The sequence below is a fragment of the Xenorhabdus mauleonii genome, from assembly GCF_900113945.1.
Taxonomy (GTDB): Bacteria; Pseudomonadota; Gammaproteobacteria; order Enterobacterales; family Enterobacteriaceae; genus Xenorhabdus; species Xenorhabdus mauleonii.
On record NZ_FORG01000029.1, the window covers coordinates 1 to 14,052 of the forward strand.

Below are 14,052 nucleotides of genomic sequence, written 5' to 3' on the forward strand. Positions count from 1 at the left end.
ACGAGAGGTTACAAAACACCTAATGAATTATTTAAAGGAGTGCCCACTCATTTACTTCGTTCATTACGGTGTTGCGCTTAATATGTGAATCCAAGGTTCATACATAAAAAATATTGCTAAATCAGCTATGATTTTTACAAATGAAAAATTAAAATAAGTCGTTTTTATACAAACATCAATTTCATAAAGGCAATGAAGATTATTTTTCATCTGAGAAACTTGAAGATAATATAAATTTAAAATCGGTTTTTTAGGTTGTCATATATATGAAATCAAGCCCGATATTAACATCAAAAAAACCAATTCTTTATATAAACTGACAAATTAGTTTGAGGCATAATAAAGATTCAGTGAAAGCAAAAATTGATTATACCTCAGACACGTGAGTTTCTTTCTGAGATGATACTGAAGCTAATTCGATTTGCGTAATTCCTGATGGGCTTGCTGTAACCATACTTTATGCAACTTGCGATAGTGCGGTTTGGAATAGCGAGCAATAACAATTATGGTCTCTAATTGCTGTTTCGCCGAAATTAAGTCCCCCTTCTCACATAGCATCTCGTAATAACGAAAACGTGCTTCAGGGCCAGTGTAATATTCGACAAGCACACGATATTCCTCTTCGGCCTTGTCCAGGTTTCCCATCTGTTGCTGTGCCCTGGCATAAAGTAAGTGGCAATCCTGAGAGCGAAAATCAGGATTCATCTGAATCAATTCATCTAATGTTTTTTCGCAGCCAATTGGATCATTATTATCAAATTGAGCCTTTGCTAATTTTGCCATGATGGTGGGATCATGTTTAAAAAGCCCGGTTAATGCTTTTTGATAGTTTTGTATTGCTTCCTGTAATCGCCCCAACCGGGCTAATTCATCCCCCAATTGTGTGTAATTTTCACTGTTTTCACTGATCATTAACGCATCACGTTGCTTGTTTATATGACGTTCAGGTGCAATTTTATCGAGAATACGGCTAATTCCTTGTTGCCCATAACGGCTACTGAAGAATTCCGGAATTATGATTGATAGTATGTAAATAGTACAGCCTAAGCCGGGTAAACCAATAATTAAATATAACCAAAAACGTTCCTGATTAGCTCTGATAACGTGAACGCCACACAGAATCTGGATAAAAACAATAATGATAAATGGCATATTTCCCTACTCTTTCTAAAATTGGTGTTTATTCAATAATTACAATAATGGCTCTAAATCACATTCAGTGAATAACCTGTTGCAATGGTGCCTGTACTCTTATGCACCTAACAAAATTTTAAAAACAGGCTGAACTTGAAAGTGTAAATTTTGCGCTATTCAATTTTCGATAAATGTGATTCGTTCACAATAGATAATTTGTTTCATCTCCTCTTACCCAGTATAGCGATGCCCTGTTTTTCATCTTTTCTCACAAACCCATTTTTATGAATTATTCATCGGTGATTTATAGAAAAATTTTATGTATATTTCAGTCCTATGATGTTTATGAGGGGGTATTCTACGAGATAATCTGTTAAATTTAATTTATACAATACCTGTTTTTTATTATTTAGGAGAAATCTTAATTAACATAATTTTTCGTGGGAATATTGTCCGCGACAAAAAACAATATTGTGTGGATCGTTGCTATACAAGGAAGAAGGAATTTTTACATCACTTGTAAATCACCTCCTCTACCCTATTCTAGGGCCTCGTAAAATAAATAAATTATTTTCCGATTTCATTTTAGAAAATGGAATAATGAGAACACCTTGCTTTATAAGCATATTAATTCAAAACACATCGCTCACAAAAAACGTCAGTTCATTCTCATCAATGACTTACAAATAATGTACATTGCAGCTTATTTCTTTTCATGATGTTATATAGGCCGCACAGTGCGACTCTAAATTATCTTTATAATATTCCTATCATATCTATTTGGGGGTTTTATGAATAATACAGCATCAATACTTCAGAATGGCTGGTGGAAATGTGGTTCTACGGGAATTATTCACCAATGGGGAGTTATAAATAGAATATATGATGAAACCCGCGTTTATTTCCCTATTAATTTTCCTCACAATTGCTTGAATGTGCAATTAACCCTATCAGGCATCAGTGGAGGAAGCAGTGATAATATAGTTGCCAGAGATATAACATCAACAGGATTTACATATTATGCTCATGGTGGAGAAGTTCAATCTTATTGGTTTGCCATAGGTTATTAATATAAAATTTCTCCTCTATAACTTATGCAGTAAAAATCCACCGGCTATGCTGGTGGATTTTTACTGATGATATTTCCCTAGCCATATTCCGACAATAAATACTTACCATTTCTTATAGGGAATGTTCTTAAGGAAAGTTTTGATAGTATCAGTATACGCCGAAAAAATTTGCATCCATGCTTGAGCAACTAATCAACAAAAAAGCCTCATGATAAAGCCGATTGGATTTCACTCGAATTGTTTTCACTCTTTTTTGCAGTTAGCTGCTGCATTACACCATCATAAGGTGAATTACCAATCGTAATCGTGCTATAGCGTAATGAGGGGAAAAATCCTCCCTAAATTCACCATCATCATATTTAAACTCTCGTTCCTTCATAAAAATCAATCCTTATTTGTGGTTGCTTGGTTACCCATTTCAATCAAATTAATTTCTTGAGTTAATATTACAAATAAGAATTTTTGGTCAAGGATGTTACCGTATAGATGTGAAGTTTATCTAATAGCTTGAGAATAAAGAGTGAAAATTAGACACAAGCTAAGTGATATGTAGTTTTTTATAGGACGGTCATTATATTCTCTTGAAATAATATTGGCTGTAATTAAATACTCTCTGCCAGGAAACCAGGAGGTTGTATATACACATATACCCTATTAACTCCAAGTTTCAGGAAGCAACGTATTATTATCCCGCGTCGCAAGATGATAATACGTGCACCTTGAAGTACAACGCGTATACTACTCCAGACTTCACCAACGGCACACCGTAAGGCGTGGCCCACATAAATGCTCCGACCACCACTATCACCGCCCCGAGGATAGTCTGAAAGACCTCTACCTTTTGCTGCCGATAATCACCGGTGCTATGCGGATGTTTTCTTCACCGAAGAATTCCAGTTCATCCCGGATAATGTTGCGCGTTCCATTATAGACAGCAAAGACCAGCCCGCGCTCTTTTGCCGTCAGGAGAAACTGTTCAAAGCCATTGGGTAAGACAGACAGTGCCCGGATGGCTTCTTGGGGGGATGAAACCGCCAGTTTATGTTCACTTCCGAATTGTGCGCCGAGTATTCCGTATAAGCGTAATATGCGCACTGTATTCATTACTCACTCCAATAAAAAACCTGCCGAATCAGGTTGGTTTCGATAATGTTCGGTTACCCACGAGAGCTGGGACAGGTCACACTGGGCAATATCCAGCTGGCTGGCTGGATTGCGTAGTAGCATCGGAGTGACTGTGAACAATGACGACAATCGTCCCGGCGTCTTCGGCATTGGCGTAATCTTCAGGGTGAATGCTGAATTGCTCTGTGGGTGAATGGGCGGTGTGTGACAAGGGATGTAGCGCTGTTTTTGACTGTTCTGTATCACCAAACCACAGCACTCATTGGGGTATTCGGCCTGTGCGTGATCGGTGATGGCTTTTAGAATATGTGGTCGCATGGAAAATCTCTTCCCATAAAAAACTGCACCTTACTCAGTTGGTGTCCAGCTTTTAGGGTGCAGTTTAATTTGCGAGGCATAATAAAAACAATTGAGGGGTTACATATCTAAGTGCTCCAAATAATATTTATCTTTATTCGGTTCATAACTCACGGTTACATTAAATTTTGTTCTTATCATTGCGCCAAAGCTATTTTGAGAGTCAACATAACCAATAAATTTAAAGCCACACCCCCTAAGTACAGATGATTCTACATCAGAAAAGCTGACAAATTTTGCAGTAGATGGGAATTTTAAATTAGATAATATAAAACTTTTTGCATGATTATAAGCACCTTCATCATCGGAGCAATAATTTCCTCTATAATGTGATGGTTTTCCAGAACAAGAAATAAAGATAACCAAAATTACAGTAAAACTAACAAGAGCCATAAACCACTCCAATCCATCATAACCTAATACTTTGGAGTTTCCTTTTTTAGAAGTGTTTTTACCTGCATACTCGTATGGTTTTTGTTGAGGTTGAACTTTGCTTTTTATTATTTCTTTAGTGGCAACTAAATATTGATTTGATTTATTGTTTCCATCCCATTCTTTCCATGTAACTATCCCAGCCTCTTCCATTTGCTCTAATAGAATCACAGCTCTATTATAATCTATGTTAAAGAACTGCATTAAGTCATTGGCTGAAATGGATTTATTGGCAATCACATAATCCACAGCTTTATCAAATAATGGGTCAAGAGTCTCCTTAGTTATATCCACTATCTATATCCTCGTTATGTGCAATATATCAGCAGATATTAACCTTTAGTTCACTTTATATCTATAAACTCTGTTACCGCCTTAGTAGCGCAGAGCCGGGGAAGTCGCCAAACGGAAGTTGATTGCCCTTTTCAAAACGTACTTCACCCCCATAGACAATAAACCAGAACACGTATCCTTTGAGGGCTCATCGACAGGATTGCCGTCTTCATCAAAATACTTTGTTCCCGTGTAGTTACATGGCGACTTACGATACAAACCTAGCATGCACCATGTACACTGGCTATGAATTTGGCATGTTGGAATTTTAATGCTCTGTAAATTAGCAGGCGAAGACAAGGCAAGATGCGCCTCGGTATTGTCTTCATGTGTCTTACTGTCAATGTAGAAGACGTCGATTTTTTCTTGTGTCGGATTGGATTCTGGATTTCCTTCGGGAAAATTACGGGCGTCCAGATAGTGCGAAAATGTCATATGAATAGTGACACGCGCCTGAACCAGATTCTGATACGCCAGACACATTGCGCTGATAGTGCCATCAAGGTTAGCCACACTTAGCAGTGGTGAGACAGTTCCACCATCACTATTAACTTCCAAGCCCTCAATTCTGGCAGGCTATGATTTATATTCGACACTTTGCCACCAAGCGCCGAGCCATCGACCGCAAATAATAAGGCTTTGTTTCCTACTTCCAGTTTTTGTACGTTTGACGTTATGCTCATGCGCTGAATGATTGTTCAAATTCTGCTTTAACCCGATACAGCCCTTTTTCACCAAATGGCGATGTCCATATAAATGATTTCAAGGTATGCCTTCGAATAAACTAAAAAAAAGCATCCGGCTAAATCCCCGTGCAGTTTGGCGGACTCGATATAGGGAGTTACCTGCAACTTTTTCAGCTTCTTTCTAAACTGTTCACGAATGGTGTTATCCCGTTGCTACCATTTCTTTAAAGCACGCTCGCCAACTCGATGCTAAATTTCATCGGTATTTATCCGAATACTTTTAGCGGTTTTTTTAAGTGTTCCCGTACAACATTATGAATGTCTTCGTCGTGCTCTGAGACTATCACTGACACTTCTGTGAATGGCAGCTTTTCATTCTTTACTACATAGCGTAGAAAGATCCGCATAACAAGGACTGATACTCATCAAATTTTTTAAAGGGCTGTATATATTATGTACTTGATTTGATATAAGCTAGCAAACTCGAACACACTATTCCATCAACAAAAAAAACGTAATGAGGCTTATTGATCTTCAGAAGAGTTATTTTCACTCTTTTTTGCAGTTATTGAGCCATTGCATTATTCCACCGTTGCGCGGATCACCAATCGTAATTGTTGCTATACCGTCATGGGGAGAAAAACTTTCACTAAGCTCGCCATCATCATATTTAAACATTCGTGCTGACATCAGCTTCCTACCATCCGGTGCTACTGGCGGTACGGTTAAAGCCATTTCATGTCCAACATAATCACCTGATTTCATTCCATGAATGATCATAACCCCATCGTTAAAAGTCATTCTGGCTTTCGCTGTCCCCAGCGGAAAATGATATTCACTTCCTCGGTCTGCTGCTACATAATTCATTAACCGGCCTATTCTACAGGTGTATATTCCGTTATATTCACTGTAATTCTCACCGCATCCCGTTAAGATAAGCGCTGCACACGATAATAGTAATTTATTCATTCCGTTATCCATTGTTTGCGGTAATAATCATGGTGGCTACCAAAAACAATCTCAAATAGCCCCCTATGAAGCTGATTGTGCCGAAAGCAAACCGCTTTAGTGTATGTAACACGACGTATTATACTTGATTTCTTAGTTATTCATCTACAGCAGGAATAAAATTGTTGTTTGGTTTGTAGAACGTTTTAATCTCAACATCTTTATTATTTCGAGACATAAATATTGCAAATTAAAATATAGAATGATTTTAGGTTGACTGCATTGGCTAGGTGTTCTAGTTCATCAAACTTATTCATTATTCCTGCTCCTTCTTAATTTTTATGTATTCAGAACTGAGTGGATGGAACTCCTTTTTCAATGCGCTATTTTTAATATTTTTCCATCATGTGGAGCATCCGCGATTTATCCATCTTTCTGATCTTTTCACGTCCTCCATTTTCATCTCGCCCCAGCCAATACCTAGCAAAATATTCTTATGTTTCTTCATTTGTAATGGGCTTAGATAAAGCGATTTCACCAAGGCCATTTTTAATACCAATAACACCTGCACACAGTCAGTCGTTTGTGGTTTCTATCTATATTCGCCATGTTTTGTTCATTAATATTGTTCGAAGGTTCATCATTCGATAATTTTGATTCGGTATCGTTTATTGGACTACACTATTTCAGAGAGCGTTTTGCTAATGCCTTTCAAATTGAATTTGTAGAGACTGATATCATCTGTCAATTAGCCTCCTGCAATTCGTTCCTGTATCCAGACAGGAAAAATAAGGGAGAATATAATTCCTAATAAATAGAGTATGTTGAAATAAACAAATAAAAATCCAAACCGTTTTGGGTGTTCACTTTTAAGACAAAAATAAGTTGGAAAAATACCGCTATTTACAGTTATGTATCCTTCCTTTAATGCTCTTAGGTTGAAACAAATTCCACAACACACGCAGGTAATACATGCACCAATCGCTACAAACCAAAAATAAATATCCATACAACACCCTATGTTTTCTTTTAGATATGACAATATTACCTCAAAAGTCCTTAGTGTAGGATAGAAAACAAATATCCTATTGATATTATTCTAATTTTACTCAGATTGGGTCAGCCGGTTCTAAGCCGTCGTGAGAGTTAGCAAAGTAGCAGTTTTTTGCAGTATCCGACGCATGTCGTGATTTAGTACAAATAATTTCTGTAATTCTTTTCAGTTCTGTATTGGGATTGTATTTTTCATAACGATGAATCATGAAAATGACATCGCCCACTTACTCTATCACGCCTGACTCTCGCAGATCGGTGTTGACCGATCACTTATTTTCACTCTGCTCCAAATTCTGGTTTGCAGTAGTCAACTAGGCTGTTTAGCAAATTCTTTCGGGTCTTCAATATTGTATATCATCTCCGTACTTTCCAATTAATTTATCAGTAATGTTAGATAATGCTTCTTCGATTTGTTCGACAGGCAATCTTTCAACTTTATCACCGTGAGCTATTGAAGCTGCAATACTATTCAAATAATCAGTTTTACTTGCTATCCCTTTAATATCATCTTTTAATTTAAACACATCAAGATCACCCAACATCCCGGGATATACGGTATTGAAACACTGAACACCTGTAGGATCATTTTTTAATAAGCATAAAAGCAAAGGAGATTTTACTCCTTTTACTCTCAACTTTCATCAGTCATCTGATAAATTCTATTAATTCCTCACCTATCATTTTATGTCATCCTTCCATCAAAAATATGCTACTCACAGAATCACCTTCTAGCTGTAATTAGTCAAAATTATTCGCCAGTATTGATGAACCGATTTTATTGATATTCACTGGCGGAGAAATCCTCCGCCTCATGTTATTTAGCAATGTGCATTGTTGATTAAATGAGGGAATAAATATGAGTAATGAAAATAATAAGCTAGATACATCATGTCCTGATGACTGTGATTTGTTGATAGTGCCTAGCCGAAAATATGTGAAAGACACTATCGATAAGAAAATTGAAGAACACGTTCAAAGTCGGAATCATCCCTATGCAACACTGACCGATAGAGGATTTGTTACTCTAAGTAATGATACTGACAGTGATAGCGAAATGACTGCGGCAACATCTCAGGCAGTTAAAACAGTGTTTACTGCAGCAAATACAGCAGACCAAAAGGCTGATAATGCAAACACTAATGCTAATACACGACTGGCTAAAGGCCAGAACGGCGCAGATATTCCAGATAAATCGGCATTTATGAAGAATATAGGGCTGGGTGATGCTCGATTTGTGATTGAGCGTGGCAGTAATGTGTATGGCGCATGGGTGATATGGTCAGACGGTGCTATAGAGTTGTTTGGTAAAGGGGAGCCGGTAGCGGGGTTAGCTACAGTTAATTTCCCCATAGAGTTACCTAGCATCTCATACTATATCAGTATAGCTGAGCATATAGCTGATGATACCGGTGATGGAAATGCAGTTCATGTATCAATCATCATTGATAGGACGTTAACAAAGTCAGGTTTTCAGGCTCGTTGTCAAATGGTTAATGGTCAATCGACTAATAACGCATTTTCATGGAGGCTCTATTATCCGCCCTCTTAATCCTATGCAATGGCCGAAGTTCTGTCATTAATTCCCGATACGATAAAACAACCTAGCTACCATCTGATTATTTTTTACGAACAAGAAAGATTACAAAGGAAATTATTATCAACCAATGAACTAGGTGATCCCTCCTTGATTTATACTTCTACTGCATTTGAATAGAACACAGGGGCTATGTGACGTGCCCCTGTGTTCTATTTTGTTTCAACTAATTTTTTCTGTTGCTGATTCCACGCCGAATCTTCCGGCATCTAGACACGAATATCCAAGCGATACTCTTCAGAAATATCACAGGGTTCACTATCCGCATAGTAGACCTTCTAACCGTCCATAATGGCTTTTACTCGTTTGTTCTGAAAGCGCTCCAAATGACTGTGCTGGCGGAGGAACATCTCAATCGTGTGCTGCCGTCCTTTTCCGGTAACGGAATGTTGTTTGTCCGATGATGATTCCTATTAGACTACGCTGGGCTGGCATGAGATGAAATGATGATGGTGTGACATATCGCAATTTACTATAGAGGCTCTTTGGGGTTAGCAAAATCTTGGCAAAATGCAGTCTGCTGACATTATGCTTAACTGTGCCATAAGATTTTATCTTATTGGTGGAGGCGTCCAAAATGTCTGGACACTTAATATTGCCAGTTGCATCGGCTGAGAAAATTGTGTAATTGCCTGTATATCCCAACAATTATTTTTAAATATTTCAATACGTTGTAGATTATGCGTTTTCCCGCCTAAATACCGCAATGTATCTTGATAAGTATAGCTGAGATGCAAATGAGGCCATGCATTTGCTGGATTGATACAGTGGGGATCTGGTGAGAAATACAGGTCAGAAGCACTCCAATCTGGCCCTCGTTTCCACATTCTTCCAAATATAGCTTCTTGCCCAACAAAAATTAAAACTCTCTCTGGAAGATACATAGCCATAACCATAAAAACCTCCCTATATTCTGAACCTTTTTCAGAAGAGCGGGTAGTGCCATTCTCTTACATAAGGAAAGCATATTTTGTGCCTTAATCCGCATAATTCTTAAAAGAACTTACACTCCCGCTAAGCACCAATATTGATGCCTCTAAATAGTTACGCGTAATAGTGCTCCATTTTTTCCATCCCTTGCAGCATCAAGTTTATGATGCTCTACCCTTATGACTGCTCCTGTTGCCTGCTACTAAACAGCAAGAGTAGCGATATTAGACGCAGCTATTTAGAATACTCTCTTTATTGCGATAGGGTGCATACCTCTCAAACTGGTAGACTGTTATCCTATTTTGTTTGCCTATTGATAGTATTAATAATAGGGTAATGTTTTAAATCCTGATAGTCGGCACGATACGCGGTATTTATCAGGGCAACACGTTGCGTGCCTAGGGAAAGAATATCATGACAGTGCAAAAAAGAATCGGGACTATCCTATTTTTATTAGCTTTTCTACTGGGGTATGGATTTGTTGTTTTTTTAGTAAGTAGTGATCTGATTGCGGTATTTAAGATGGAGGACAGTGTTAAATTTTCTTGGGTCATGTTTAACATTATTTTTTTATCGCCATTTATTTTTTATTTCTGTCTTTGGGGGCTTTATTTGAGTGTGACGCTAAAGCCAGAAGAACTTCAAAAGAAGGAAAAAAAGAAAAAGGGGAAAAGAGTTCCAACACTGAATGAACGCCTCATGATTATCTTTCTTGTAATGGCTCTAATCGGGTTAGTCGCTGGTGCTCCCCTATCTTGGTATATGCATTTTAAGTTTACGAGAGCCGGGTATGTTGTTTGTGAAAGTACCTCCTCTAAAGCACCAAGCCAGTATGCGAAAGAAAAAAAATTTTGTCGCTAAATTGGTAATGTCTGTTAACACCAGACAAAAAAACCGCCATAACAATGGCCATCAAAGGGAGGGATGGCTGGCTATTCATCATCATCTGGTGAATACCGTTGAAACCGGATCACCTCTTCGCCAAGCCAGTCATTCAATTGTTTCATCTTGCTTTGCGACGGCGTCAGCTCACTGCTCGCATACATCTCGGCCGCCTTTTCCACATTCCTAAAGTCGCCCGTGTTCTGCGCGGTTAATGCCTATCATCAGCGACAGAAGACAATGTGCAGCCAAATATTTAGGTAGGCCATACAATTTCCGCTGGCGACCGTGAAACGGCGAATGAGTATAATATTCTGGGCAATATCGATGTGGTAGGGCGTCAAATTCCAGCCAGTGATGGTTCATGATGCCCCCTGCCTTCAACACCAACGCATTTTACGGGAATAACCTGTAGTATCGTAATTGACATGAACAACATCACCGTGATGCACAAACTGGTGAAAACCATCATCCAGATCGAAACCAACCAGCAACCCTATTCTGATACTGTGTTTATCTGGATGCTTGAATTGCTGATAAAAACGCCTCCATATTCATACGGCTGTACGTACACAACGGAATTATCTTTTTCATGTGCTAATGTATCAGGGGGCTAACAAGTAAAAACGAGTAATTAGAAAAATAACCAATTGGTTACAACCAGTGCCAGAATATCACTTACGGTTCGGCATTCATTAACCATGAAACCTTTGCCTACTACCTGACTAGGTCGCTCCTGATTGAAGCAGTACTACCCCACCCGCCACATGTTATTTTTCAAGATAAAGAACCACCTTTAGAGTGGCTGCCCCTAATCCATTTCAAATTAATGTTATTTTATGAGCAGGGTGAAATTTGAACCTACACAGACTTAAAACCAAGGAATTTAGAATTAAATTATACTATAACTCAATGAATTAAATCAATATTCTCTTAATATAAACGCCAATTGGCTCCATTATAAGACAAAAAATTATAACCTCTATCCCTTAATTATTAGGCATAGAAAAAACATAAGGGGCATGGCATCATTTATCATTTTGTTAAAAATATTTTATGATTTTTTTAAATGTAAAAATGTGAACGAAAGAACCGAATGTGTCGACAAGACTCTCAATCGCAATTTTTTATTTGTTATAAAAAATCACATATCCTTTTGTTTAAAATATTAACTCATGTATAATCTATTGTTTCATGCCGCTATTGAATAGTATATTTTATGAACTTAAAAAAGAAAGAATCATATAAATACATATTAACTATTTTTTCAATGTTAATTTTATCTTATGCATTGAATCTATTTATTTTTCAAAAAGATTCTAGCATCCCCCATTTATCAACCTTTGCTCTGCTCTTATCAATTTTTCTATTAATTAAGGAAAAAAATAAGGCTTTGATCAGTATTGGTAGCTTGTTACTTTTTTTCTTAATTCTCCAAATAAATTACTCTCTCACTTTTGGCGAAAGAGTATCAGTATCAGTTCTAGATTCATTTATTGAAACAAATAAAAAAGAATCGTTATCTATGGCTAGTCATTTATTTTTTATAATGTTACTGCCATCTTCAGTCGTTACAATAGTTTTATTTTATTTAATAAAAAAAACAAAAAGCATTCAGTACCACATAACATTTAAGATGTTTCCTGTATTTATTTTCCTTTTTACACTTTATTTTAGTATATCTTCCGTAGACAAACAATTATTGTCAGATATCCGCGAGGATGATAAAACAACAGGGCGATTTATAAGGGACAGGTACCCTGCCGTTATTGGTGACCTAGTATATTTATATATTTCAAGCCATTCAAATGATAAGTATGCAAATATCAATGAAATAAATGAATTTAACGATTCAATAATAGGAAAGAAAAAACCCGAACTTAACACTGTTATTTTAATAATGGGAGAATCATCGCTATCAACACATTATAGTGCATATGGATACAAACTAAATACAACGCCAAATATGAGCAGTATATTTTCTTCCAATGGAGGATGTGTAATAAATAACGCACATTCTAGTGCACCAATAACAAGAAACTCTGTTTCTATGTCCCTTGCTTTTCATACTCCTGAAAGCGAAAATAATTTATTTAAAAACAAATCAATCATAGAAATGGCTAAATCAAATGGCTATAAAACGTATTGGTTGGGTTCTCAGGATCTAAGTGGGCTCCATTCGTCTAAATATGGGTTTATTGCGAAGAAATCTGATGTAATAAAACTCACAAATTTTAAAGACGATAATCTCGCTCCTCTATTAAATGCAGTTCTCTTAGATAAAGAAGAATATAAATTTATTATAATTCACTTACATGGTAGTCATATGCCTTATAAAAATTACGATGACATTGATAAGATAGCACTACCTAATGCTGATAATTATGATTTAACTATCCATCATACAGATAGAGTTATAAAAGACATATATGATGTGATTGATAAAAAAAGCATTAATTATTCTTTAATATATACTTCTGATCATGGAGAAATTGTAAATAAAGGTCATGGTTATCAAAATGGTAGGGAGCAATATTTAATACCCTTTATGTACAAATCAAATAATCATCATTTTAACTGCCAATTCATAGAGTCGTTTCGAAACAAAGATGGCTATCTAAGCGGATTAATGAATAAGTATATACTATCAAATCTTATCGGTTATGATATCAATCCATTAACTCTAGGTACAGAAAGAGATAATGACAGAGTCTTAACGGCAGACGAATCTATTTCACCATTTTCACAAGTAGAATAAAATAGTAAAATTACGACCACTTATTTAGTGGTCGTGAATACGTTTAATTTTATATTCACTATATTGATAATGCAATTTAACAAATTATTTTTAGAAAATAAGTATCACGATAAAAACCCCCATTAATTTTTAGAGATTTTCAGCCATACATATCATGTTCTATAAGGAAACTCCAATTCGCTGATCAGCAGATTATTATTGTTTTGAAGTTCATCGAAACCGGTATATTCGAGAAAGAAGAACATTTATTTCAAGACTGAGCAAACTGGGCAGAAAAAATCAGAATCGAAGCCATTGACGGTGAAAACTTGGAAAAGGGCATACAAGATATTATGTCCGAAATAAAAAATTTGACTAATAAAACACCTGAACCATTATGCTAAAATTTCAAACCTATCAAAGAAGGTATTTGCATGATAATCAATTTAGTGGGTAGTCGTTTTTATGCATATTTTAAGGGAAGTGGATAGTGGTAGTGTGGTGATACGGTGCTAATTATTCAATGGGAAACTCATAATTTTAAACCAGCAGATATGAATACAATTATTTTACAAAAGAATTTAAGCATGCCATTCTCAGTATTCAGATAAATGATACTGGAAGCTTGGTCTTATCAATGGTAGGCGCGCGCAATAGCACATTGCATAGTTTTAATACTTGAGCTGCCAGAAAATTTGTTGCATTTGATGGAAAAGAAATAACCCTTAAGCCTCCCAATAACATTAATGGACAATATATTGTGATCGG

General features: G+C 36.6%; 11 protein-coding genes and 2 pseudogenes. 4 read left to right on the forward strand and 9 right to left on the reverse strand.

Annotated elements, in window-relative coordinates:
* Positions 1-411: 411 nt before the first annotated feature.
* Complete coding sequence (locus BM100_RS18915; protein WP_092513834.1) at positions 412-1,152, reverse strand: hypothetical protein; 741 nt, start codon at positions 1,150-1,152, stop codon at positions 412-414.
* Between the two features lie 773 nt (positions 1,153-1,925).
* On the opposite strand from BM100_RS18915, the gene BM100_RS18920 reads away from it, so the two are divergent.
* Positions 1,926-2,204 (forward strand): gp53-like domain-containing protein, encoded by a 279-nt coding sequence (locus tag BM100_RS18920; RefSeq protein ID WP_092513836.1) that lies wholly within the window; start codon positions 1,926-1,928, stop codon positions 2,202-2,204.
* A gap of 834 nt (positions 2,205-3,038) precedes the next feature.
* Here BM100_RS18920 and BM100_RS23670 read toward each other — a convergent pair.
* The 6 genes and pseudogenes from BM100_RS23670 to BM100_RS23215 form a co-directional block, all read right to left on the reverse strand.
* The gene (locus tag BM100_RS23670) at positions 3,039-3,308 is read right to left on the reverse strand and encodes a tail assembly protein (RefSeq protein ID WP_244590688.1); all 270 of its coding nucleotides are present in this window, start codon (positions 3,306-3,308) and stop codon (positions 3,039-3,041) included.
* A gap of 54 nt (positions 3,309-3,362) precedes the next feature.
* Positions 3,363-3,647: pseudogene (locus BM100_RS18930) on the reverse strand (C40 family peptidase); the annotation flags it as partial.
* Positions 3,648-3,746: 99 nt separating this feature from the next.
* Positions 3,747-4,412 carry a DNA translocase FtsK gene (locus tag BM100_RS18935; protein ID WP_169924754.1) on the reverse strand — a complete coding sequence of 222 codons (666 nt, stop codon included), beginning with the start codon at positions 4,410-4,412 and terminating at the stop codon, positions 3,747-3,749.
* A 73-nt stretch (positions 4,413-4,485) separates the two neighbouring features.
* A pseudogene (locus tag BM100_RS18940) lies at positions 4,486-5,134 on the reverse strand (phage minor tail protein L).
* A gap of 552 nt (positions 5,135-5,686) precedes the next feature.
* Positions 5,687-6,106 carry a hypothetical protein gene (locus BM100_RS18955; RefSeq protein WP_092513840.1) on the reverse strand — a complete coding sequence of 140 codons (420 nt, stop codon included), beginning with the start codon at positions 6,104-6,106 and terminating at the stop codon, positions 5,687-5,689.
* 1,376 nt (positions 6,107-7,482) lie between these two features.
* Entirely contained in the window at positions 7,483-7,776 is a 294-nt protein-coding gene (locus BM100_RS23215) for a hypothetical protein (protein WP_153044897.1), read from the reverse strand.
* A gap of 221 nt (positions 7,777-7,997) precedes the next feature.
* On the opposite strand from BM100_RS23215, the gene BM100_RS18970 reads away from it, so the two are divergent.
* Positions 7,998-8,690 carry a tail fiber protein gene (locus BM100_RS18970; protein WP_092513844.1) on the forward strand — a complete coding sequence of 231 codons (693 nt, stop codon included), beginning with the start codon at positions 7,998-8,000 and terminating at the stop codon, positions 8,688-8,690.
* Between the two features lie 596 nt (positions 8,691-9,286).
* On the opposite strand, the gene BM100_RS18975 is transcribed toward BM100_RS18970, so the two are convergent.
* On the reverse strand, positions 9,287-9,631 hold the full coding sequence (locus BM100_RS18975) for a hypothetical protein (protein WP_092513846.1): 345 nt from the start codon (positions 9,629-9,631) through the stop codon (positions 9,287-9,289).
* A gap of 448 nt (positions 9,632-10,079) precedes the next feature.
* Here BM100_RS18975 and BM100_RS18980 point away from each other — a divergent pair, with 448 nt between their 5' ends.
* A complete protein-coding gene (locus BM100_RS18980; protein WP_092513848.1) occupies positions 10,080-10,526 on the forward strand; it encodes a DUF1240 domain-containing protein in 447 nt (148 codons plus the stop codon).
* A gap of 207 nt (positions 10,527-10,733) precedes the next feature.
* On the opposite strand, the gene BM100_RS22735 is transcribed toward BM100_RS18980, so the two are convergent.
* Complete coding sequence (locus BM100_RS22735) at positions 10,734-10,913, reverse strand: hypothetical protein (protein ID WP_139216997.1); 180 nt, start codon at positions 10,911-10,913, stop codon at positions 10,734-10,736.
* A gap of 853 nt (positions 10,914-11,766) precedes the next feature.
* Here BM100_RS22735 and BM100_RS18995 point away from each other — a divergent pair.
* The gene (locus BM100_RS18995) at positions 11,767-13,305 is read left to right on the forward strand and encodes a sulfatase-like hydrolase/transferase (RefSeq protein WP_244590689.1); all 1,539 of its coding nucleotides are present in this window, start codon (positions 11,767-11,769) and stop codon (positions 13,303-13,305) included.
* Positions 13,306-14,052: the final 747 nt, after the last annotated feature.